Raw genomic sequence first — 21,779 nt, forward strand, 5'->3', positions numbered from 1 at the left:
CTCAGCGCTGCGCCACAGACGGGAATCCGGCCGGAAGAGGCGCAGGCGCCACCGCTGGCGTAGCCGGGACTGCGGGCGTCGGCGACGGAGATGGCTGCGTAGGAATCAACGGCGTAAAGCCCGGGGGCGTCGATCCTTGTGGCGGCAAGGGTCCGGCAGCACGAGAAGCAGTCGGGGCCTCGCCTTGTGGACGTTGTTCGACCAGGTTCACCGTATCGTCCTGCTCATACGGCGCAAAGACTGTGGTCTTGCCCTTGGCCAGCGTCGTACCGCGTTCCGTGATGGCGCCTACGGCGTAGCCACGGCACTGTCCACCGACCCTGGCCGCGCATATTTCACCGCCCCATTGAACGTAGCTACGCAAAGACAACTTACCACCTGCTGCGCGGCCGTCGACACCGTAGAGCGCGATCGTCCGTGCCTTTGAGCGGTCGGCCACTGCTTTGACCTGGGCAGGCGTTGGAGCAGCGGAGACTGCAGCCGGAGGTGCTCCCTTGTTCAAGTCCTGCTCCATCTTCTGCAGGGCAATGCGCCCATCGGCCTCGACTAGCTTCTGCGTAATGGTCTTGTCGTCGTCTGCATAGGCGCCGCCAATAACGGCCATGCCAATGATCGTGGCCAGCGTGCGGCCGATAATTCGTGCGTTGCGCATGGATATCCTTTAGTCGCGGGCGTATGCGTCGCCCTTCGCGATCAACATGAACTTCGATTGCTTGAGATCTGGCGAGGCGGCAAGGTTGACGTTGATCTCAACGAACTTCGCCACCACAGAAGGCGGGAACGTCTTGAACTCGGTGACATTGCGCAGTGGCCCGGAGATCTCCCACCCCGCGGCCTTGACCGGGTGCTCAATCGATGCCGATCCCTGCGGCGGAACCAAGCCGAAGAACGCGAAATCCTCCAATGCCGCCTTGCCCGCGACCGGCCGAAGCAACTGAAGTTGCGATCCGAAATCCGCCCGCAGGGACATCGAGGTAGGCAGATGCTCGATGACACTGACGAGCCGTTGTGCTTCGCCGAGCCTCACCTTTGCCGCGACCTCTACGGCGGTGTCCCCGTTCTGAAACCTCGGGCTCGATGCCCAATCGGGAATGGCCTCCAGGAACGTCCGGTTCGTCGCCCCACGTGTTGAATCCTTGATCACATACGAGACCGAGCAGTCAGCTTCCGGCGTGACAAGCTGCTCACACTTGATAGACGACAGGGTCCAACCACCAACCGACAGCTGAGCGACGGTTTCGAACCACCGCGCAAACGCTGGGAGCGCTGTCGCGGCTGGAGCAATGGGTGCCGAGCCGCGCAAAGCCAAGTCGTCTGCATATAGTTCCGCCGGCGTTTTCTGCGGCGGCGGCGGATGCATCCGGAGCTGATAGGCGTCATACTCGGCCTTGCCATACTTCCAACCCACGGTGCCGACTGCAGCCAGCAGCGCAACGATCAGCAGCTGTTTGCGTTGCGTCGTCGCACGCGGCTTCTTGAGGACAGCCGATGGCCCAGCAACCTCGACTAGCTTTGCCAGGTCGAATTCAACGTGGGAGATTCGGCGATCCTGCGGAAACAGCGGGAGCAACTCCGACATATTGCCGACGAGTTTGAACTCGCCGTCACACTTCGTCGGGAAATCTGCTACAAGCGCCGAAAGCGTCCGCTCGTCAGAAACTACCTGATCAAAACCGACGCGCGGCCGCCCCTTGATAACCCCGCAGACCAGGTATAGGGGAGGACCGCCAGCATGATCAAAGCGAAAAACAAACAATGCGTTGGGCACCAATTCTGGCACCCGAGAAAGCGCGGCTGCTGCTGAGTAAAGCTTGTCCTTGATCTTCGCATCTGCATCGGCATCGTTCAGATACCCCAAATGCAGCGCCTGGTCCTCGTGCCAAATTCGTGCCGCCCTGACCTCCCGGGCGATGTTCGCCGCGAGAGTCGTCGGCGTGCCGCTCCCGGTCAGGGTGCGCCACTGCATGCCGAAGACGAGCTTCTTCCCGTGGATATCGAGGATCATTGAGACACCCCTTGAGCGCGAATCCAGGCGGCTGAAGTACCGAGCCGCTTGCCGCTGTCGCGGTGCTGACGCGCGATATCGGCGGAGAACTGTCGGGATCGCTTCATGGTCAGACGCCTTGCTGAGCGGTAGGCTCGCCCTGGTCCTGCACCATCACAGTCGCAAAGACGACGGTGAAGGTGCGTGTCTTGGATACCGTGCGTGAGCCGCCAAGCACCATCGGCAGTGATTCGCCCAGCGTGCGCTCGGTCAGCTGTGTGTCATCTTGCGCAAAGGCGGTCATCACCACGGTTTGGCCGTTGCGCACGATCAAATCCTGCTTTGGGATTCCCTTGGCAACGATGTTGATGTTCTGAATCGTCTGCTGATTCGCACCTTGCCCAGACGTGAATTTCTCCAGCGGACCGTCCTGCTTCGACTGATCGAATGCAATCTGCAGGTTCACGTCGTCGCGCGTGGTTGCATCGGCGTACACCTGCAACTTGAAGCCTACCGTTGCGACAGAGGTGCTGATGCCGGGAATACCACCTGTTCCTCCTGCGGTAGTTGCGGCGGGCGTCGTGCTCGATGCATACGAGAACGTCCGCCGGTTGTTGTACTGGAACGCGTGACGATTGCGCATCGAGATGGGGATCGTGACCGAGGACGTTACGGACCCGTACTGCTTCAGTGCGCTCACAATGGCCTGTGTACCCGCAAAGCCGCCTGAATTCATCGTCAAGCCGAAGTTTCCTGCGGCGCTAGAGACCAGCGTAGCCGGCGACATGGCGGTCAGAGTGAACCCCGGGATGTTCTCGAGGGCCTTGGTCAGCACGGCATTCCAGTCCACGCCCGCCTCGCCGTTGTCGGCGACGGTCAGGTCTACCATCTGGAAGTTCAGTGTGACCATGCGTGAGTAGATCCCGATCTGCCGGCGCACGATCTCGTCGGCCGCCTCCACCGCCTCACGTGTGTCCCGCATAGTGAGCAAGCCGGTACCACGGTTCAGGTCGAGGTCACCAACCATGGTCCGTACTGGTCGGAGGCTCTTCTTGATCTCCTCCATGTCATCGAGCTCTTTGAGTTCGGCCTTGGCCGCAGCGTCGATCTGCTGCGAGCTTGAGCCGCCGTTGGTGCCCGTGCCGCCTGAGCCTTGCGACGTCTGCTTGAACTCGGTCGTGAACGAATTGGTACCAGGCTGGATCGGAAGTTGCCACGTTTTCGTCATCAGCCTGTAGAAGCGAATCACGCCCTTGGAGGGAATGAACTCCCAGTTGATGCCCAGACGCGTAGCCACCAGATCCAGCATGGTCGCCAGCGGCATCTTTTCGCTGTGCTTGAACTCCACATTCAGGGCGTTCTCCATCAGCGGTGTCGCCTGAACACTGGACGTGGGTGTCAAGCCGCCGGCAGTCAAAGCTGCGGGCAACGGTCCGCCAAGCGCAGGCGCCGCCCCAAGTGCCGAACCAGCCGGCGTCCCGTTTGCCGGAGTTGCCCGCATCGCTTGCTGCGCCTGCGGTCCAAGCGAAAGCGGCATCAGGACGTTCGCCGGCAGGTACACATCCGAATCGATCTTGACCGGGATGCCCGTGGACATGGTGATGCGCTGCGCGACAACTGCGAGCGGCATCGTCCGCTCAGGAAACATCACCATCGTGTCGACCTTGTCGCGCAGCGGCAGCGGCAGCGTCACATTGCGAGCCACAGCCACGCGCTTGCCAGCAAGGAACGGCCGGGCCACCTCCTGTTCGGCCTCCACCACTGCCCGATCACGGCGAATGCGGGCATAGAGGTCCTCGGTGGTCTGAGTAACCTGTGCGCGCGTATCGTCGGTCGTCTGGCGAACGTCCCTTACGAGGTTCGGCGATACGCAGCCGGCCAACGTCGAGCAAACAAGCACTGCGCCGGTGACGGGTCGGAAGATGCGGGCCAGCTTCATGGGTTAGCTCACTTTGACGGGTCGCACTTCGTGGTGAGCTTCACCACGCGGACATAGTTGTTGGAGTAGAAACATGGCTTCAGGCTGTAGTCGGTCATCTCCGTCGCGGATAGGACGCGGCGGACAGCCGCCTTGAACTCGCCGTTAAAAGAATCCGTACCGCCGATCTCCACGTCCTGGTCCAGTTCCCACGGAGCAGCGGTCCAGCCAGCGTCGCGTGCCCATTTCTCGATCAGGAGCCGATAGTTCACGTCGGCAGCCGAGACGACCCAGTCACGGGGGCCACCCGGCACAGGAGTGGCTGCAATCGGCGTCGCCACTGCCTGCGGCACAGCACCCGTGGCCGATACGTCCGGGGCAGGAAGGGATTGCACAGCCTCGGCGCTCGCCTGAGCTACCGCAGGGGTCGGTGCCACGGACTTGCCCGGCGTGCCCGGCGTGCCCTGCGTGCCCTGCGTGCCCTGCGTACCCTGCGTGGGAAGGCGACGGTCCGACAGCAACTGCCATCCGCCACCAGACAACGGTTTCGTGGGCTCGAAATTGCCCGGCGCATTCGTACCGAACGGTGAGGAACCGGGTACGGCAGCATGGGTGCATACCGCAATGGCGGCGGTGCCGCTCAGCAGGACCCGGAGCATCCGGGACATCGATCGAGGCTGGTGCATAGCTGATTTCCGTTTGAATTCGATAGAGTTATTTGCCGAGCGACTGCAGCACCTGGTACACGCGATTCGCGTAGCGCAAACGCTTATCCGAACTGCCGGCGTTGTAGCAACCAACAGCAGTCCAAGTCTCGCCATAGCGACTGATGCAGTCGGAGAGAATCCACGTGCCCACGTAAGCGTTCGTGCATGGGTCGAACAGGCTTTGGCGTGAAATGCCGTATCGCGCGAGTCGGGGAAGGTGCGCGGAGTTGATCTGCATGAGACCAATGTCCTCACTGCCGTTCGCATTCCGGTTCGTGACCCACGAGCGCATGGAGGATTCGGTCTGTGCGATGCCGCGCACCAGCAAAGGGCTCACTCGGTGATATGCCGCCGCATCTTCAAGACAGTCGGCTTGCGCCACACCGGTGGCGGCCATGCTCGCAACGAGCCAGAAGGTAGCGCGCAGCATCACGCTCATTGCGCACCCTCGGCGCGCTCGTAGAACCGGACTTCGGGAAGTCGATCAACGCGTACAACGTTTCCGTCTGCAATCACGGTTAGGTGATCGGAGACTCCGTTGAACTTGTAATAGCGGTCTTTCTGCTCGCCGCTGCCTTGGTGATGCTCGCCAAATACAGAGATGCTCGCCATAGACTTGGCAAAGCTCAGATACGTGGCGCCATCCTTTTCGAAGACTCGCTCCAGGCCGGCATCGTTCTCAATCGGAAACAGGAAGTTGATCCCGGGTACCCGGGCTACTTCGACGCGCTTGCCGCCACCCATCACCGTAAAGCGGTCCGCTGTCGGGAAGGACAGCACCTTTTCGCCGCCATCCCATCTAGTGCGCAGCTTTTCACCGGCGCCATCACGGATCTCCAGCTCCTTCGGCTCATCGTCAAAGCGCACCTCGATGCGCCCGTTCTTGGCGTCGCGGATTGCCAGAGCGTTGAACGCGGAGGCCAGGCTGAGAGTTTCTGGCAGCGTTGTGCCCGTCGGCACGGCTGTGTCGGCCGCCGTGGCTGCACTTGCGGGTGTCGAGACGGAAAGCGTGCCATCCAAAGCTGGCCGCTTCTCGGGCTCGACTGCAAATGCCTTTGGTGGCATTGCACGCAATGCAATGTTTCGGCGTGTGAAGTCGACTTCCGCGTACAGGTTTCGCTGTTCGAGGACACGGGCAAGCGCCTGCAGCCAGTTCTCCCCTTCACGGGCGTCCAGGCCAACGTCATCCGTCAGCGGAATCTCCTTTTGCGCCGTGCCGCTCCAGCCTGACGGGGCAATGGCCTTCACCATCTGGGCCAGCGGCAATGACGAGCGACCGGGGCGGACCAGCGGCACATCCGAATAGCTTCCAATGAGCGCGAGGCGACCCGAGATCGCAGCAAGGCTGCGCGGCATGTCGCCAGCTGGGTTAGCCGGCTCAGAAGTGAAGCCGTTCGCGCGCTTCCAGCGGGCCATCACCGGCTGTCCGTTGACGGAATACCGAACCACATCGGGCACGCCGTCGATCACCCAGTACGGACCATTTTGGATGGCCCCATCGGCCTGCACGACCTGTCCATGACGCGGCTGAATATAGGTCGACTGCCCGTCATTGAAGACCATCGCGGGCCGGTCGGCCGCACGCGCAACCACTTGGTAGTCGAAATCAAGCGGGTCGGTATCGGCCGCGGCGGCATGGCCTGCCATCAGCACAAGTGCGGAGAGGAGTAGCGGCCTGATCATTGGAATTGCGCGACGTGTTTCATGAAACGGGAGAAGTACGGCCCACCACGCTCCGGGTTGGCGCTGTGGTACCAAGCCACGGCCTTCATTGCAGACCCGCTGCGCTGAAGGTTCTCGGCCAGAATGTCTTCCGCAACGCGGATGTTGGTCACCGGCGCAAGTGCCTCCCACGCTGACGCAAAGCGTTTGCCGTGGAAGCACCAGTTCACCTGCATAAGGCCAACGTCAAAATCGCAACGATCACTGGCCAGCAAGCGCTTAATTGCCATGTAAGCGTCCTCGCGCGTAGCGAAGAACATGCCGCGCCCTGCGACATTGAGAGTCCATGGCCAGGGACGGCCACGGTACGCCGACTCATTCATGGCAATGCCAGCGGTGATTTTCGGATCCACGCGACCGCCCATTTGGGCGAACGGCTCGGTTTTCGGGGCGCAGGCCCACCCGCCGCGGCGTTCAGCAATAGCCTCTTGAGCAGCATCGGTCAGGGCTTGGGGGCGGAGCCAGCCTTCGCGCACGAAGAGCGCTGCGATCGCGAAAGCCTCCCCATGGAGCGTGACGACAGGACCTGCCTCGGCTCCCGGCTCGATCTGCGCGCCCAGAAGCCGGGCGGACCATCCGAGAAAGGCGTCCAGTCCGCAATACAGCACCGGCTTACCCGGAATCGTATGCACCCGAACCTGGCCGTCGGCACGCACAACGATTGCGTTGGGGCTGATGGCGGCCTCGATCGTTGCAGCCTGAGCGGCACCCACCGTGAGCGCGGCAGCCATCAGCAGCGCATTGGCTGTTTGCTTAGTCACGGTACGGCTCCAAGACGATGTCATGCTGGACCTGAACCATCATCTTCTGCCCCGGCTCGGTCGTAATCGTCGGGCGGATGTTCTGGTTGCGGTTCAACATCGTCTGCGCTGTCTGCGCAGCGATTTGACCAGCAGCGTTTCCGTATGTGACCAGGCCCGCCGGACCCACCGTCGTTGCCGTCTTCGAGTCATTGAAGGTCAGCGTCAGCGCACCGACGATCAACGCGCTACTGAAAATCTTCAGGAAGTGATTGTTGACGTCACCGCTGATACCCGAGTAGCCATTCGGGTCTGCGCCTTGCATCCCCATTAGCGGCACTGTCTTGCCATTCGGCAATTGCATGCGCACGAAGGCCGTAAGAATGCGCTCCTGCCCAACGGTAACGTTGGCGCTATACGTGCCCACGAGCGTGCTGCCAGCGGGTATCACCTTGCATGTGCCATTCACCGTGTCGTAGACGTCTTGGGAGACGCTCGCGCGGAATTCGCCCGGCTTGTCGGAGTTCAGGCCGCCAGCGAAGATCGCCGGAATGTTGAAGCCACGGCTAAGCGTGCACTTGGGCAGCTTCCCGTCGAAGCCCGTACGCAGGGTCTTCGTCGCCGTGGCGTCCCGCAGAAACTGGCTGTCGGCCGAGACCGGCTGTACCGCCGCACCATCCGGGTTCTGGCCAGCGGCGTTCGCCGCGGCCGCCCTTGCGGCCACTGCCTGCTGCATCGCACGCATCTGGGCGGGGTCAGTAACGTCTACCATCCCCGCCACTTGCTTGGGTTGGCTAAGCTGGGACTTGCGCGTACCGCCCTTAAACACAGGCGCGGTGAACAGGTCGTCCTCCTTGTTCTTTTTCGCGTCCGGCACGGATGACGTTGTATTTGCCCCGACGTTGAGATCCCCGGCGGTCATGAGCTGTGCCTTGCCCGTATCCTGCTTAACAGAGCCCCGCTTCTGCCTCTCCGCCTCTTCCCTCGCCTTCTCCGCCTGTTCACGGATGGCCTGCTCCAGGCCCTGGTTATTGTCGACACTGCCGGAGCGCTGCTTGACCTGCTCGGCCCTCGCCTGCTCGGCCTTTGCATCGATCTGCTCTTCCGAGATCGTCTGGTAGTAGTAGCCAAGTACACCGACAGCCACGGCAGCAATTCCGCCCATCGCGAACACGACGTTGCGCGGGAGCTTTCCCTTGACCGTACGCTGCTGCGCTTCGCTCACGTCCGTGACGCCCTGGTCCTTCTTTGCACGTCGCATCAGAAGAGTCCCAGAATGCGGCGTCGGCCGCGTTCGATCTTCACTTCATCGCTGCCGGATCGCAAAGCAAACGTATCAGCGAGGCGCTGCACGACCAGGTAATTGCCACGGCGAATGCTGTTCACGACGACATAGTCGCTCCCATCCTTGATCAGGGGAACGGGCCAGTCGGCGCCTTGAGGAATGGGAATCCACAACGCCTTGCCGTCGTCGAACACAGTCTCCGGTTTGAACGACGCGCTGCCCGAGATCGTGTAATCAAAATTGAGTTTGTCCGGAGAGACCGCTACGGCATCGAGATTGCGCGCTGCCGGCCCGTTACCGCCGTCCTGTTCCGTGACAGCAACGCCATCGTTGCGGGCTTTGACCTTCGCAGAGATCGAGGTCGGGATACGGAACCGTACCTTCTGGTAGAAGATGCCGCCCAACGGGGAGGAGACGAGGGTGAACTCGTAGCTGCGCTTGTTGGTATTGACTGACAGCGTATTGACCAAGCCAGCGGCCTGCGGCTTCACGTAAAGATGATTCGCGCCGTCCGTGTCGTAGTCCCAGCGCACGTTTTCACCCCATGCGGGATCGCCTAAGATCTGTTCGTCATCCGGAAACTCGATTGTCGTCACCTTGAGCGGTGCACTCAGGACGCGGAAGATCTGGTCTCGACTGTAGGTGAACACCACCAAGCGGGAATCCCCCGGCAGCGCAATCGGGTCCACGCCGCCGTTGAACGGGTTGGCGGGATTCATGGCGTCGCTTAGGTCACCGATACCCAGGCTGGAAATGCCTGCGCCTGAACGGCGTGCACTCTTGTCCGCAGCTTGGCCATCCGGCGCGGAGAGCACGAATGCGAAACCGAGAGCGATAGCCAGCGGGACAAACCGGGAGGGGGTACGGGCTTCCATGGGCGATTGCGCGGATCAGGCCGCGGATTTCTGAATGCTGAAGAAGATGGGGAACACGCCAAAAGGATTGGTGCCGAGCATGGCTTCCTTGTCCACTGGCTTGACCTGATAGCGGAACGTGATGGCATAGCGCTGCTTGCGCGGCTTGTAGCCATCCTCGCTCGTTGTGGTCACGAACTCCGCGACCACGGTGCTATCCGGCAAACTGGCGATATTCAGGAACTTGATCTCGCGTGTGAGATTCGGCGACGACATCACCTGGCGGAACGGCTCGTCCTCATCCACCCAAGCGTTGAACTGGCCTTTGGCCGAGCCGAGCATCTGTTCGCGCACCGAGCGCAGGTTCGCGGCCATACGCGAAGATTCGATTTGGGACGTCAGGACGGGCTCGATCGTGAACCAGCGTTGCACGAGATCCTTGAGCGCGACTTGCACCTGGCGCTCATCCGGCTTGAAGGCATCCAACTCACGCGTAATCGGCTTGCCGGTCGCATCTGCGGAAACACCAACGACCTTCACCACTGAGGGTGGTGGCTCCCGCGTCATGATGGCTGCGACCGCCACGATCCCCAAGCCCAGCGTTGCGAGCTTCCAGTGATTGCGGTCAACGCTGATACGCGTCGTCCGATCGAAGATCGCTTGTTCGGGACTTTCATTGCCGTACATCCCTGGCGCAACGGTCAGGGGATTGGCTTTGTCGGAGGAGGATTTCGGAAAGAGGCGCATGCTGCGGCAGTTCTCTGAGATGCGCCTATTGAATCAGTGAACCCACTCCGACTTGCTTGCGAAAGACAGGTGATTTTGCGGAGCTTTCTGAGAAATCGCCGAAGTAGGTGATTGCGATGCCGAAACGTGGATCTCGTAGACCCACAGTGCAGTCGCCGGAAAGGCGACACGAAACTGTGAGCTTTCCGGGATTTCCTATTGAGCGTGCTCAGACCGCGAACGTCCCAATGAGTCGCCGCACTCGCTCTATTGTTTGCGGAACCTGAGAAAGCTACGACAAATGCCATAGCTTTCGCCCCACCGTCGCGCAGCGTGCCCGCCAACAATATCGGGCATGGAATCCTCGTCCAGTAACCATCCTCTCTTGCAGCTCACACAGCTGGCAGAAAGCGCTGTCTCGATGTTCTTCGAGTCGCTCTCGCCGCTGCACGACGTCATTCATGCGGCGGACGTTGCGGAAGTCATGATCAACCGGCACGACAGCATTTGGGTAGAACGTCGCGGCGTCCTTACAAAGCTGGACGTGGTACTTGATCCGTTCAAGGTCGAAGGCGCCGTTCGCTCGCTCGCGTCCTCCGTCGAGAAGTCTGCAGTGCGGGGCACCGAGCAAGGCATCATCAACGCCGGCCACAAAGGTCTGCGGATTGCTGCGGTCATGCAACCGACTGCAATTGATGGCCACGCACTGAGCATCCGGAGACACCGGGAAACCAACCTCTCCCTGGCGGACTACGCGCAAGCCGGCGCCTTTTCGTTGCGCAATGCCACGACCCAAGAAGAGGAACCCATCTTCCTTGGTGGTGAAGAAGACGAGGCCCTTGCTCGCGCCCTCGAGCAACTGATGATCCGCCGTAAGAACGTCATCGTCGCCGGCGGGACGTCCTCAGGAAAGACCACTTTCCTCAACGCGTTGGCGGGCAAAGTTCCCGCCGATGATCGTGTGCTAACGATTGAGGACACGATGGAACTGAAGCTGTCCGTACCGAATCAGGTGCGGTTGCTTTCCAACAAGGACAAGGGCGTCACCACCCAGCACCTTGTCGCACTGGCCCTCCGCTTCCGCCCCGACCGCATCTTCGTTGGCGAGGTTCGGTTCGGCGAGGCCTTCGACATGCTGCAGGCACTCAATACCGGTCACGACGGCGGCATGGCATCTCTACATGCGAGCAGCGCGCGCTCTGCTCTCTCTCGCCTTGAAAGCATGGCCCTACTCGGCATCCCGCCCGGCTCGGGCTGGAAGCTCGATGACATGCGCAAGCTTATTGCCGACTGCATCCACTACGTGGTGCACATGAAGCGAACCGGCGAAATGCGTCACGTCTCGGAAATCATTGAAATAAAAGGCTTCCGCGACAACGACTACGACATCAAACGCGTCTTTTAACCAACGGAGTCATTCTCGACATGCACCTCGCGATCAACCCGCGCGTACGCGCTACCGCTCGCAAGTACGCGCCTTCCGCCATGCTGCTGATCGGCATGATGGCTGTCGCCACGTCCGCGGCGGCCGCCGACGATTCGTTTCTCGGCAACTTGGGCAACTTCATCTGCGGCCTGGCGACCTTCATCAACACCAAGTATCTCTTCGTCCTGGGGCTTGTTGTGATCGTCCTCGGTGCGATTGCTTACGCCAATGCGGAATCCTCGCTTTCCAAGTTCATTTCTGGCGCTTGCGTCGGTATCGGTCTTGCCGCTGCTGCGCCGTCGATCCTGAAGACGCTGAATATCGTCGCGTCCTGCACAGGCTTCTGACATGCGCAAACACCACGTGAGCAGAGGCTTGTCCATGCCGCGCCTGATTGCCGGCGCGGTGAGAACCCTGGCCATCGCCAACGGCACGATTACAGCACTGCTGATCTACGTCACCTACCGTAGCGGCTGGCAGATCCCAGTGTCGTTCTTCGCATTGGGGCTGAGCGTTCATGCGCTACTGGCCTGGCTGACAAGTCGAGATCCGTGGTGGAACCAGATTCTGAACCTCTACAACCAGTACGGCGATCTCTACGAATCACTTCCGTGGCACGGAAAAGCCCACTCCGTTTTCCGTCGTCCCTATGGCTTTGACAGCGACCTGCCATGCTGAAACTCAAGCGACGTCCACTGGCTGAGATCGCACCGTGGCTCACCTCGATCACCCCTGAACTCATCCTGAACAAGGATGGCTCGTTGCTCGCCAACTACGAGTTCTGCGGCGTGGATGCTGACAGTGCGGACGCAAGCGACATTACAACCGCACGTGACCAACTCGACCAGGTCTGTCGGTCGTTCGACAATCGCATCACCGCATGGTGGCGCCTCGCACACAGGCGCACGAAGGGCTATGTCGACGGCGAATTCAGCAATGGCACGGACGCCCGCCTCAACGCCCTGAATCAGGCTCACATGACCACAGGGCGTTACTTCCGGAACACGCACTCGCTCAGCATCGCCTACACACCCGAGAGCGGTGTGGCCAAGTTCTTTGAGAAGATCGGCTATCACATGACGGTCGGCGGCAAGAAGGTCTATGGCGCCATCATCGAAGCAGCCAAGGACACTGTGTTGTCCCGCAGCGCATTTGCGTTCGACATGGAGCAGATCCGCTCCGACACGCGCCGCTTCGAGGCCATGCTCGATGCATTCACGGGTGGTGTTCCGCGCATCAAGCCGACCCGCCTTGCGATGCAGGAAAGCTACGAGGCGCTGCATCAGATTGCGAACCCGAGCGTGCCCAAGCGGCGCATCCGGTTTCCGGTCACGCTGCTCGACACCCATCTGAGTGAATCCGAAATCACCGTGGGCGCAGAGCGCCTGCTGTTCGAGTCGGCCCACGGCAAGCGCTACGCAGCAATCGTCGCGGTGAAGGAATGGATGAGCTTCCAGGAAGCTGCGCTCGACAAGCTACTGCAGGTGGACGCGGAGCTGGATGTCTGCATCATGTTCCGCTTCCTTGATACCGCGCGCGCCACGGCCTACATCGAGAAAGTACGGCGCTTCTACAAGATGGCTGCCGTCAACCTCCGATCGATGGTCAAGCAGTATTTGGCGAAAGAGGAAAACGAGAACGATGAAGGACGCGAGGAGCTTGCCAAGGAAGCTGGCAAGGCCCTGAAACGGCTGACCGCAGAGGGCGTCCAGCATGGCTTCGCCAACATCTCCATTGTCGTCTACGCGGATACAGAATCGGAACTGGAGGACTCGGTTAGCGAGGTAGTTGGCACGCTGACGAACGCCGGCTTCGGCGCGATCCGCGAGAAAACCAACCTGATGCCGGCGTGGAATAGCACCCTCCCCGGGCGCTGGGACAAGCAACGTCGTTTGCAGTTCGTCGAGACACCTGCCGTATCTGATATCGCGCCGGTGCGGTCAGTGCTCGAAGGCCCGATCCGCAATGCATGGCTGTCGGAGAAGACCGGTACCGAGGTACCGCCGCTCACTTGCCTGCCGACACGCCATCGCACCCCTCAGCGCGTCGACATGCACCAACCGGGCGGCAACGGCCACCTCTTCGTCATCGGTCCGATTGGTGCAGGCAAGTCCGTCTTCCTGAACTTCCTTGTATCCCAGGCCGACCGACACAAGGCGCGTCGGATTCGCTTCGACAAAGACCGATCCACACGCATTCCCACCCTCTTGAGTGGAGGGGCATTCATCGACGTGACCGGTAAATTCCAGGCAAGCACGCCGGTTAATCCGCTCTCGCTGCTCTCCGATCCGGGCAACTTCACCTATGTCACCGAATGGCTGTCGCTCGCGATCGAAGATGACAGCTTTTCGCTTTCGCCGCAGCAACGGCAAGACATGTTCGAAGCGGTGAAACTGCTTGCGAGCTACTCAGCCGATCGTTGGACACTCAGTTCGCTTTCAACGATGCTGCACAGCGACCTGCGCGAACGCCTCCAGATCTGGCTGGTAGGCGGCCAGTACGGCCACTTCTTCGATCACGTCGAGGATGCCTTCGCTGTAAGTGACAACCTCTGCATCGAGTGCGGCGAGCTATTCCAGAAGTTCCCTCGTGCAGCCGCCCTCTTCACCGACTACGCGTTCTACCGGATCAGCCAGTCGATGGACGGCATCCGCTACACCGTCATTGAGGTGGAGGAATGCGGCTTCTTCTTCCAGAACGAGCGATTCTATAAGCGCTTCGAGGACTGGATCACGACAATCCGGAAACTCAACGGCTCCATCTGGGCAGCCACGCAATCCTTGCGACAGATCGCTCGCGTGGCGAACTTCGAGATCCTCAAGGAAAACATCGCCAACTGGATCTATCTGCCGAACAGCCAGGCAAAGACTAGCCCCGAGCTATACCAGGAAAAGTTCGGGCTCACTGGCGATCAGATCCAGATGATCTCAGATGCGGTACCCAACCGCGACTATCTCTGGATCGTTTCCAGCACCAACCAGACTCGCATGCTGCAGACCGCATTCTCAGACGAGATGGTCGCGCAGCTGCGCTCGGATGGCGTCGCACAGTCCATTTGCGACAAACACTACGCCTCCGGCGAGCCGGACTGGCAGGACCGCTATGTGCGCGAGATGCTCGCTCGTGCAGCCTAACTAGGGAGAATCAACGTGAAGAAGTGGATCGCCAACATCGCAATTGCAGCCTCAGTCTTCGGTGCGTCGTCTGCACATGCTGCCCTACCCGTAACGGATTGGGTCGGTCTCGTGCAAACCACCATCTCCGCGCTGCAGTCGCTCAAGTCCGAAGTGTACGAGAACACTAACATCGTCTATCAGTACAAGATGATGGCCAACCAGTTGCTGCAGGCTACAGGCTTGGACGTTTCCGACATCACCGAACAGCTCGATTCGATCAAAGACGACATCGGCAAGTACGAAGTCTACGGAAGCACGCTCAAGGACCTCTACGGCACGGTGTCAGACAACTCTGACTACCTGAAGAAGATCGGGAGCATGGTCGTCGCCTCTGGCAAGACGAAGGAACAGTGGTTCGCCGATCAACGGACACTCTTGCTCAATGGCGACAAGACTGCCAAGAACCTGTTCAGCCTTGGCGAACAGATCTTCAAGAACACTCAATCTGTGGCAAAGCGCCGCGAGAAGATCCAGTCGCAACTGAAGCTCTCGCCTACCGCACAGGCGGCTGCTCAGACCACAAATCAGATGTTGGATGTACTTGCCAGCCAGAACACCGACCTGCTCCAACTCATGAGCGCAAAGGCTCAGGCCGATGCCGACAAGGATCAGCAGACTGTCGCAAAGGAAACGCAAAGCGCCGACGCCATGCGTTCGATTGTGAATGCACAGGACGAAGAGCTGCGGCAACTGCGCGCGCGGGTGTTCTCTCGCAAGCTCCAGGCTGATTGATAGGGGTACAAGCGAACCATGCCACTCCTCCGCCTGATCGTACTGCTGGTCACCGTCTACCTCCTTGGTACGGGAGTGGCGATGGCTCAAGGGTCGAACCCTGAAGCTAGCCCGCCGGCGTCAGAAGCTGCGAGCACGCCGCCATCGTTTGCGGGTCCACGGGGCAGCATAGCCGAGTCGCTAAAGAGCTGGCTGTCTCAATTCGATTCCTTTCGAACCGGCTTAATTGATGGTGCCACCTCCCTCAGCCAGACTATTCGTCCTGAGACCAATAAGGTGGCATTTGGCCTGGCTATCGTCACGATAACGTTGGCAGGCATCAGGTTCGCCGCGACCAGTGACCCTTTAGCCGCGTGGTCTGACTTCTTTGACGCAGTTCTAGTGCTCGGGATCTTCGCGTCAATCTACGCCGGCTATGAAACTTTCGCGCCTGGAATATTCGATTGGTTCAAGTTGCTCGCGGACAAGATCGCAGGAACACGCGCCAGCAATCCCGCGGCCGTGCTTGTCTCAGTTGGTGCCGGCTTCCTTGATTCATTCAACCAGGCAATGGATGCAGCATCTGCCTTCGGCAAAATCGGAGTTGCCGTTTCAGGCCTGATCCTTATCCTAGCGTTCCTGCTTTGCGCGGTGGCTGCGCTGCTGTACACGTTCTTCATTTCCCTTGGCGAGATTCAAGCCTCGGTTGGCATCGTCATCGGACCGCTGGCCGTCGCGTTAGCCTTTTCAGACTACTCGCGCCGCTACTTCATGTCATGGCTCGATTTCATGATTGGCGCGTCCATGTACACCGTGGTCGCGGCAATCATGGCGCGGCTCGTCTCAAGCGCATTCACGTCCACGATCGTCTCGCAACCCGACATCGGTACCGCATCCATGGCTGGTGCCGCATACGCGTTCGGCGTCGCTCTTTTCATGCTGCTCGTGGCACTGGAAATTCCAAAGATCGCCGGTGCCATCTTCGGCTCGGGAGGCGGCTTGAGTGGTGGTGCTGCCGCCCGTCTAGGCATGAAGGCCGCAGGCGGCATTGGCAAGATGCTGGCGGGAAAATGACGGCACATCTCCATCTGACCCCCAGCCAGTTGCTGGCGACTCACGAAAGCCGCATCGCACTCGTTCGCCAGTACGCGAACGAGGCCAGCGCAGCGGATTTCGATCAAAAGTGGTTGAGCGTTCTGGTGCGATGCGCTGCATGGTTCTCCAGCATGCCACTGCGCGCCGCCGAACACGCCGAGCCCGGCGGCGCATTTCGCGCGACTGTCGAAGCGGCTTACTTCGCCATGCGCCTCTCCGGTGCACAGAAATTTGCCGCTGATCAGCCATCGGAGCGCCGGCGTGCGCTCGAGCCGCAGTACTTGTACGCGTTGTTCCTTGCCGCGTGCTGCTCGCGCCTTGACGAGCCATGCAGGCATTTTCGATTCATTCGCGCCAGTGACAACGCCGAGTGGGTGCCTGCTGCACACGGCGCCTTTGGGCCGTGGCTTGGCGACGCTGGTTACCACGTCAGGCGGCGCGAGACTGCATTACCACTCGAAAGGATGCGGACTGCCCTCCTCGCAAACGAGGTCCTCGGCGCCGAGCGACTTGGCACGCTCGACAGCCAGGTCCTCACCGACCTGTTTGGCGCCATCAATCCGGACTCGCGACCGTCTGGTGCAGAGACGCTGCTGCACAAAGTAGTCCGGCAGGCGATTGAGGCATTGACCCAGTTCGAGGTCAAAGCTCGTCGAGCAGAGTTTGCGCCCGACGCCACCCCAGCCCCTTCTGCGGACCGGCTGTCCGCTAACGCACCTTCGCAGGAAGCTCCGCCGGCACCATCGGCGCGGCAACCAGCCACCGCTGACACGCAAGGAAGTACCGTGGTGCCGGAGCAAAGGGTACCGGAGGCAGCAGCGGTGAATCCACCGGCGACCGCGCCCGCTACGACTGAGCCGCCGAACCCAACTGAGCCTTCGCGCAACGTTGTACAGCTCGAGGGAGCGAAGTCCCTGCGGAAGGAACACACGGACGATCCGTTCAAAGCGCTATCCGGCACTTCGAATCTCATGCGCGAGTTCTTCAAGGCGCTCGCCCAGGATGTCGCCGCCGGCAAGGCTAAGGTAACGCGCGTCGATGGAAAGGTTGCCATCAGCAAACGCATCCTCAGCAACTATGGCATCGCCTCCGACACGCTGATCGAGAACCTGCGCAAGTTCAAGCATCTCTACAAAACCTCCGGACAGGACATCCTGTTAGTTGATGAAGTCGGCGATCTGATCTCGCCTCCTGTTGAGTCCCAATGAACCACTACATCAACCATTTCCGCCCAATCTACGAGTTTCGCGCCGTAGTCGGCTGGACATGCGCCCTCCTATTGATCCTGGTAAGCGGAATGCCAAACGCAGGGTACTTCGCTCTCCTGTGCCTCGCATTTCTGGCGTTCCGTTCAACACAGGTTTGGCGGGCGCTCAAGTTCCGCCTGGCCATCTCCACCAAGTGGCTGACGCTCATAAAGATTGAGGACCTGCTGGAGGAGAGCCGACTGTTGCGCTCGAATGACAAGGACGAGGACGCGATGTACCTTGGAACTGGCTTCGAATGGACTCAGAAGCACTGCCAGATCGCCCACGACATTCTGCGCATGCCTTCGAGCGAGATTCCAGGGCTTCCGAAGTGGCTGCCGAAGAATACGGTCAAGGCAATCGAGAGAGCGTTCGCCCCGGCGAACAGCGTCGCGGATGGCTCGCCGCAGGGCAAGTCGTGGATTGGGGGTATGGAATCTCTCAAGATTCCAGTCCCCTTCCACTACAAGGCAATGGCTGGTCATACCTCGGTCAGCGGTACCACTGGCGCCGGGAAAACGGTCACCTACCAGTTGATCTCGACCCAGGTCATTCACAACCCCAACGATGTTCTGATCATCATCGATCCCAAGAACGATCGCGACTGGAAGAACCGAGTCGAGCGTGAATGCAAGCGAGCAGGCCGGAAGTTCCTGTATTGGAGTCAGGCGAAGCCGTCGCAGTCCGTCCGCCTAAACCCGCTCGAGAACTGGTCGCAGCCGTCGGAGATCCCAACGCGTATCGCCCAGCTGATGGAGGAAGGCCCCTTCCGCCAGTTTGCCTTCCTGTTCATTGACCGTTCCGTGAAGGGCGAGCTCTATGTCGGCGACAAGCCGAATCTGCGGTCGATCCTGCAGTACGCACAGAACGGCATCAACAATTTGCTTGAGCGGGCCTTGCAGCGCTTCTTTCCTGAAGCAGGCATGGCAGATTGGGATGAGGAAGTAACCAGCTACGTCGCTCAGGCTGGCCAGAGGGCAGGAGTCACACGCCTCGATGCCATGGTGCAGTTGTATGTTGATCGGTTCGCCAACATCGGCAAGGGGCATGAAGCCATTGACGGCCTGATCTCGACGTTTCAGCACGACCGAGATCACTACGGGCGAATCATCGCCTCGGCCCTCCCATTGCTGCAGATGCTGGCCACCGGCGAGACGGGCCTCATGCTCGCGCCCAAGGCGGACGACTTCAATGACGATCGCGAGATCTGGGACATCGAGAAGGTCGTCAAGCAGAAGGCGATCCTCTACGTCGGCGCTGATTCTCTGTCCAACTCCATGGTTGCTCAGGCCGTTATGTCGATGCTCCTCGCCGACGTCGCTTCGGTGGCCGGGGCCATCTACAACTGGTACGACGTGCCACCGGAGATCGTGTTGATCGTCGACGAAGCTGCCGAAGCGATCAACGAGCAGATGCTGCAAATCCTGAACAAGGGCCGCGGTGCCGGCTTCAAGGCATTCGTCGCCTATCAGACCCGCTCCGACTTCACGGCCAAACTCGGAAACGTGGCCAAAATGCAGCAGGTTTTGGGAAATCTGAACAATCAGATCGTCCTACGCTTGGAAGACATCGACACGGCCCAATGGTTCTCCGAGAAGGCCGGAACAACGGCGATCCGAAACCTGGTGGTTTCAAGTAGCACCAGCACGGGAAGCGAGGCACACGTTGGCGAGTTCAGTGGCTCCGTGTCTCGTTCCGCACAGCTGGAGAAGGCACCTCTCATTCCGCATGATCTCGTCATGCAGTTGCCGAACCTGCAGTACTTCCTGCGGATCTCTGGAGGCGCCGTCTACCAGGGTCGAATTCCAATTATCAAAGACTGATCATATCCATGCGTAGCAGCCTGTTCCGACAAATCGTCAAGGACAACAAGCTCTCGGCGAAGCTCTCGCCAATATTTACCCTGTCGCCGGATCTCGATGACATCTGTACGCGTGTGGTCGACTACATCGGTGTGAATTTCCGTATCCGTGATGAGCCGTTGGTAAAGGAGATGCTCACAGACGCCATCACTGCCTGGCGGGCAGCGCGCAAACATGGCGATCCCAACGTCGCGTTTATGAAGGGGCTATTCGCGCGCTCGCACGATCTCTATGTAAAGCGCTACGCCGCTTTCAAAGGCGAGAAGTACAACGTATGGGACCCGTTCCACGAGTCCATCCCATCTTTCGAGCAGCGTCAGCCAACGGGGTACATCTGCCAAGTGGTCGAGGAGCCGGTGCCGGGTGATATCTCCCAGCGCTGCGCAGCATTTCAGCTCGCTGCCCGAGTCCTGACCGGGTACAGCTTCACACGTTACTTTGAGAACTACGATGTCGCTGGAAACTTTGCACACTGACGCCCACCGCGCGGCGCTCCTGCTGAAGCAAGTGCCGGCGCGCATCGCCGCCAAGCTATGTGGCGTCGAGTTGTCGCTTGCGCTCCAAATGCACGAGTGGTTGACTGCCGCACCTCATGGCGAACAGCACATGCCTGCAGCCTTCAAAACGGGGGCGCCTGCAGCATGTTGTGCACTGATCAAAGTGTCCGTGGTCAGGCCCGTTGTTTTCTGGGGAGGGCTGATTGCCCTCCCGAGCCTTCCCATTTTGCTCGCCTTGCGCTGGATCTGATATGGCCAACAGTCGCTTTGCATCGCACGTTCGCCTGTGGCTGATCTTCGCTCCGCTGATGATCTGCACTGTTGCACCGTTCATGAAGGACGAGAAGGCCTTTGAGATTTCGGAGGCGGAACAGGCATCTGTCGAGCGCACGTTGGGCCAGGACAAGGCCGATATCGCCGTGTCTCTTGCCAACGCACGCTTCCATCGATGGTTCATCCAGACCGGTGCCGTGAAGGCGTCGTTCTCCGGATCAGACTCTCAAACCGTAGTGTCCGATGGCGGTGCCGCCGCAGTTGGCCGCGGGTGGATGGAACATTTCTGGCTGACGATCTATCGCGCGGTGTATCGGGCCGCGGTGGCGCATCACTGGCTTTTCGGCGCCATTGTGATCTTCGTTGCTCTGTTCAATGATGGCTCCGTCTCGCGCAAGATTCGCGCCGCCGGCGCGGGCTTCGCCAATCCCGTTACGTTCCACGTCGCCGCACACGGGCTGATGCTGTGCTTCGGCTTCGGTGCCTCTGCCCTTCTACTTCCTGTTTCTCTGCTCGCCACCTGGTGGACGTTTGGCGTCTGTCTGGTTGGCTTGCTCTGCTGGCGCCTAGCGGCGTCTTTCCATGTCGGCAAATAGCCGCCCGCATATCTATCAAGGCCGGATGGCCGTCCAAGGAGAATATTTGACGTCCTCTCCTTCCTAGAGGAAGGAGATTCCCACAGCTGGCGATGCACGTCCGCATCGGAGAATGTTCAGCGCAGCATTGGTATCACGATCATGCACGACACCGCAAACACTGCAAGTCCACTCTCTTATTCGCAGTCCTGCGATACCTTTCGGCCGCGTCGTGCTGTCTTTCGACCCGCACGACGAACAGGACTGGGTAGAACCGCTTTCGTTCACTTCCTCGAACGTGGCCCCGTGCGCGATCGCCTTATAGCGGAGCTTGTCCCGGAAGGACGACCAGGATGCGTCGTAGACGCTCTTTGCCATCCTGGTTTTGGCGAGTTTCGAAGCCGACACGTTGCCGACTGCGATGTAATCGAAGCGTCGAACGAGGTCGAGCGCGAGCTTGTGCTGGAAGTCAGCGCGGGCATTGGCCGCCTTGGCATGCAGCTTGGCTATATGCCGCTTGTGCTTTCGCGCCCGCTGCGCCTTCGCCAGCTTTTCGGCCGCTCGTCGCCCGAAACGGTCATTGGGCAGCTTCTCTCCGGTGGAAAGCGCGGCGAAGTCTTTCAGTCCGAGATCGATTCCCACACCGGTTCGGATCGGACGCGCGTGCACATCGGCAACCTCGATCACGATGTTGAGGAACCAGTTGCCGCGGGCGTCCCGCGCGAAGTTGGTGCTGTCCTTGATCTTGCCTTCGGGCAGCGGGCGGCTGCTGAACACACGGAAGGTGTTGCCGGCAAAGCGGAACGCCTCGCCTTCGCGTTTAAGGTCGCGGCCCTTCAGGGGCACCCAGCCAAGCGACCTTCTACCGCGATAGCGCAGGAAGGGCCGTCGGTGCTGGCTGCGCGACTTCGCGTACTGCTCGCATGTCGCGTTCACCGTGCCGGAATGGATGCCAAGTTCCTTGCTGCTGCCGGTGGTCAG

22 protein-coding genes are annotated in these 21,779 nt (G+C 60.1%); 11 read left to right on the plus strand and 11 right to left on the minus strand.

The window, feature by feature from the left end; translation table 11 throughout:
* Position 1: 1 nt before the first annotated feature.
* From RN01_RS25175 to RN01_RS25220, 10 genes are all read right to left on the minus strand, one after another.
* The gene (locus RN01_RS25175; protein ID WP_051705371.1) at positions 2 to 652 is read right to left on the minus strand and encodes a hypothetical protein; all 651 of its coding nucleotides are present in this window, start codon (positions 650 to 652) and stop codon (positions 2 to 4) included.
* A gap of 9 nt (positions 653 to 661) precedes the next feature.
* The gene (locus RN01_RS25180; protein WP_035882496.1) at positions 662 to 2,005 is read right to left on the minus strand and encodes a type 4b pilus protein PilO2; all 1,344 of its coding nucleotides are present in this window, start codon (positions 2,003 to 2,005) and stop codon (positions 662 to 664) included.
* 109 nt (positions 2,006 to 2,114) lie between these two features.
* A complete protein-coding gene (locus tag RN01_RS25185) occupies positions 2,115 to 3,923 on the minus strand; it encodes a pilus assembly protein PilN (RefSeq protein WP_035882498.1) in 1,809 nt (602 codons plus the stop codon).
* 8 nt (positions 3,924 to 3,931) lie between these two features.
* The gene (locus tag RN01_RS25190; RefSeq protein ID WP_035882500.1) at positions 3,932 to 4,588 is read right to left on the minus strand and encodes a TcpQ domain-containing protein; all 657 of its coding nucleotides are present in this window, start codon (positions 4,586 to 4,588) and stop codon (positions 3,932 to 3,934) included.
* Positions 4,589 to 4,616: 28 nt separating this feature from the next.
* Positions 4,617 to 5,039 (minus strand): lytic transglycosylase domain-containing protein, encoded by a 423-nt coding sequence (locus tag RN01_RS25195; protein ID WP_035882538.1) that lies wholly within the window; start codon positions 5,037 to 5,039, stop codon positions 4,617 to 4,619.
* A 5-nt stretch (positions 5,040 to 5,044) separates the two neighbouring features.
* A complete protein-coding gene (locus RN01_RS25200) occupies positions 5,045 to 6,292 on the minus strand; it encodes a TrbG/VirB9 family P-type conjugative transfer protein (RefSeq protein ID WP_035882501.1) in 1,248 nt (415 codons plus the stop codon).
* On the minus strand, positions 6,289 to 7,062 hold the full coding sequence (locus RN01_RS25205) for a lytic transglycosylase (RefSeq protein WP_035882539.1): 774 nt from the start codon (positions 7,060 to 7,062) through the stop codon (positions 6,289 to 6,291). Before RN01_RS25205 ends, RN01_RS25200 begins: the two co-directional genes overlap by 4 nt.
* Before the next feature lie 22 nt (positions 7,063 to 7,084).
* Positions 7,085 to 8,332, minus strand: coding sequence for a TrbI/VirB10 family protein (locus RN01_RS25210; protein WP_035882502.1), 1,248 nt, complete (start codon positions 8,330 to 8,332; stop codon positions 7,085 to 7,087).
* Positions 8,332 to 9,231, minus strand: coding sequence for a TrbG/VirB9 family P-type conjugative transfer protein (locus RN01_RS25215; RefSeq protein WP_035882503.1), 900 nt, complete (start codon positions 9,229 to 9,231; stop codon positions 8,332 to 8,334). Before RN01_RS25215 ends, RN01_RS25210 begins: the two co-directional genes overlap by 1 nt.
* A 15-nt stretch (positions 9,232 to 9,246) precedes the next feature.
* On the minus strand, positions 9,247 to 9,957 hold the full coding sequence (locus RN01_RS25220; RefSeq protein ID WP_035882505.1) for a type IV secretion system protein: 711 nt from the start codon (positions 9,955 to 9,957) through the stop codon (positions 9,247 to 9,249).
* Positions 9,958 to 10,291: 334 nt separating this feature from the next.
* Here RN01_RS25220 and RN01_RS25225 point away from each other — a divergent pair, with 334 nt between their 5' ends.
* From RN01_RS25225 to RN01_RS25275, 11 genes are read left to right on the plus strand one after another with little or no spacing between them, the layout of a single operon-like run.
* A complete protein-coding gene (locus RN01_RS25225) occupies positions 10,292 to 11,341 on the plus strand; it encodes a CpaF family protein (protein WP_035882506.1) in 1,050 nt (349 codons plus the stop codon).
* Between the two features lie 20 nt (positions 11,342 to 11,361).
* Positions 11,362 to 11,709, plus strand: a complete 348-nt coding sequence (locus RN01_RS25230; RefSeq protein ID WP_035882507.1) for a TrbC/VirB2 family protein — start codon at positions 11,362 to 11,364, stop codon at positions 11,707 to 11,709.
* Position 11,710: 1 nt separating this feature from the next.
* Entirely contained in the window at positions 11,711 to 12,040 is a 330-nt protein-coding gene (locus RN01_RS25235) for a VirB3 family type IV secretion system protein (protein WP_035882509.1), read from the plus strand.
* Positions 12,034 to 14,496 carry a VirB4 family type IV secretion system protein gene (locus RN01_RS25240; RefSeq protein WP_035882510.1) on the plus strand — a complete coding sequence of 821 codons (2,463 nt, stop codon included), beginning with the start codon at positions 12,034 to 12,036 and terminating at the stop codon, positions 14,494 to 14,496. The genes RN01_RS25235 and RN01_RS25240 overlap by 7 nt, the downstream gene beginning before the upstream one ends.
* Positions 14,497 to 14,511: 15 nt before the next feature.
* Complete coding sequence (locus RN01_RS25245; protein ID WP_035882512.1) at positions 14,512 to 15,270, plus strand: conjugal transfer protein TrbJ; 759 nt, start codon at positions 14,512 to 14,514, stop codon at positions 15,268 to 15,270.
* 18 nt (positions 15,271 to 15,288) lie between these two features.
* Positions 15,289 to 16,323, plus strand: coding sequence for a type IV secretion system protein (locus tag RN01_RS25250; RefSeq protein ID WP_035882514.1), 1,035 nt, complete (start codon positions 15,289 to 15,291; stop codon positions 16,321 to 16,323).
* Positions 16,320 to 17,552 (plus strand): TraI domain-containing protein, encoded by a 1,233-nt coding sequence (locus RN01_RS25255; protein WP_035882515.1) that lies wholly within the window; start codon positions 16,320 to 16,322, stop codon positions 17,550 to 17,552. The genes RN01_RS25250 and RN01_RS25255 overlap by 4 nt, the downstream gene beginning before the upstream one ends.
* A complete protein-coding gene (traD, locus tag RN01_RS25260; RefSeq protein ID WP_035882516.1) occupies positions 17,549 to 19,414 on the plus strand; it encodes a conjugative transfer system coupling protein TraD in 1,866 nt (621 codons plus the stop codon). The genes RN01_RS25255 and traD overlap by 4 nt, the downstream gene beginning before the upstream one ends.
* Before the next feature lie 8 nt (positions 19,415 to 19,422).
* Positions 19,423 to 19,929, plus strand: coding sequence for a hypothetical protein (locus RN01_RS25265; RefSeq protein ID WP_035882517.1), 507 nt, complete (start codon positions 19,423 to 19,425; stop codon positions 19,927 to 19,929).
* Positions 19,904 to 20,200 carry a hypothetical protein gene (locus tag RN01_RS25270; RefSeq protein ID WP_035882518.1) on the plus strand — a complete coding sequence of 99 codons (297 nt, stop codon included), beginning with the start codon at positions 19,904 to 19,906 and terminating at the stop codon, positions 20,198 to 20,200. The genes RN01_RS25265 and RN01_RS25270 overlap by 26 nt, the downstream gene beginning before the upstream one ends.
* 1 nt (position 20,201) lies before the next feature.
* On the plus strand, positions 20,202 to 20,819 hold the full coding sequence (locus RN01_RS25275; RefSeq protein ID WP_035882519.1) for a DUF4400 domain-containing protein: 618 nt from the start codon (positions 20,202 to 20,204) through the stop codon (positions 20,817 to 20,819).
* Between the two features lie 63 nt (positions 20,820 to 20,882).
* Here the strand turns inward: RN01_RS25275 and RN01_RS25280 are convergent.
* On the minus strand, positions 20,883 to 21,779 hold an 897-nt coding region (locus tag RN01_RS25280), incomplete at its 5' end, for an RNA-guided endonuclease TnpB family protein (RefSeq protein ID WP_039016796.1).

This window comes from Cupriavidus sp. SHE, assembly GCF_000812445.1.
Taxonomy (GTDB): Bacteria; Pseudomonadota; Gammaproteobacteria; order Burkholderiales; family Burkholderiaceae; genus Cupriavidus; species Cupriavidus metallidurans.

Bases quoted from the DNA above. Each gene is read 5' to 3' on its own strand.
- RN01_RS25175 (WP_051705371.1), bottom strand. From the start codon at position 652: ATGCGCAACGCACGAATTATCGGCCGCACGCTGGCCACGATCATTGGC.
- RN01_RS25180 (WP_035882496.1), bottom strand. From the start codon at position 2,005: ATGATCCTCGATATCCACGGGAAGAAGCTCGTCTTCGGCATGCAGTGG.
- RN01_RS25185 (WP_035882498.1), bottom strand. From the start codon at position 3,923: ATGAAGCTGGCCCGCATCTTCCGACCCGTCACCGGCGCAGTGCTTGTT.
- RN01_RS25190 (WP_035882500.1), bottom strand. From the start codon at position 4,588: ATGCACCAGCCTCGATCGATGTCCCGGATGCTCCGGGTCCTGCTGAGC.
- RN01_RS25195 (WP_035882538.1), bottom strand. From the start codon at position 5,039: ATGCTGCGCGCTACCTTCTGGCTCGTTGCGAGCATGGCCGCCACCGGT.
- RN01_RS25200 (WP_035882501.1), bottom strand. From the start codon at position 6,292: ATGATCAGGCCGCTACTCCTCTCCGCACTTGTGCTGATGGCAGGCCAT.
- RN01_RS25205 (WP_035882539.1), bottom strand. From the start codon at position 7,062: ATGGCTGCCGCGCTCACGGTGGGTGCCGCTCAGGCTGCAACGATCGAG.
- RN01_RS25210 (WP_035882502.1), bottom strand. From the start codon at position 8,332: ATGCGACGTGCAAAGAAGGACCAGGGCGTCACGGACGTGAGCGAAGCG.
- RN01_RS25215 (WP_035882503.1), bottom strand. From the start codon at position 9,231: ATGGAAGCCCGTACCCCCTCCCGGTTTGTCCCGCTGGCTATCGCTCTC.
- RN01_RS25220 (WP_035882505.1), bottom strand. From the start codon at position 9,957: ATGCGCCTCTTTCCGAAATCCTCCTCCGACAAAGCCAATCCCCTGACC.
- RN01_RS25225 (WP_035882506.1), top strand. From the start codon at position 10,292: ATGGAATCCTCGTCCAGTAACCATCCTCTCTTGCAGCTCACACAGCTG.
- RN01_RS25230 (WP_035882507.1), top strand. From the start codon at position 11,362: ATGCACCTCGCGATCAACCCGCGCGTACGCGCTACCGCTCGCAAGTAC.
- RN01_RS25235 (WP_035882509.1), top strand. From the start codon at position 11,711: ATGCGCAAACACCACGTGAGCAGAGGCTTGTCCATGCCGCGCCTGATT.
- RN01_RS25240 (WP_035882510.1), top strand. From the start codon at position 12,034: ATGCTGAAACTCAAGCGACGTCCACTGGCTGAGATCGCACCGTGGCTC.
- RN01_RS25250 (WP_035882514.1), top strand. From the start codon at position 15,289: ATGCCACTCCTCCGCCTGATCGTACTGCTGGTCACCGTCTACCTCCTT.
- RN01_RS25255 (WP_035882515.1), top strand. From the start codon at position 16,320: ATGACGGCACATCTCCATCTGACCCCCAGCCAGTTGCTGGCGACTCAC.
- traD (WP_035882516.1), top strand. From the start codon at position 17,549: ATGAACCACTACATCAACCATTTCCGCCCAATCTACGAGTTTCGCGCC.
- RN01_RS25265 (WP_035882517.1), top strand. From the start codon at position 19,423: ATGCGTAGCAGCCTGTTCCGACAAATCGTCAAGGACAACAAGCTCTCG.
- RN01_RS25270 (WP_035882518.1), top strand. From the start codon at position 19,904: ATGTCGCTGGAAACTTTGCACACTGACGCCCACCGCGCGGCGCTCCTG.
- RN01_RS25275 (WP_035882519.1), top strand. From the start codon at position 20,202: ATGGCCAACAGTCGCTTTGCATCGCACGTTCGCCTGTGGCTGATCTTC.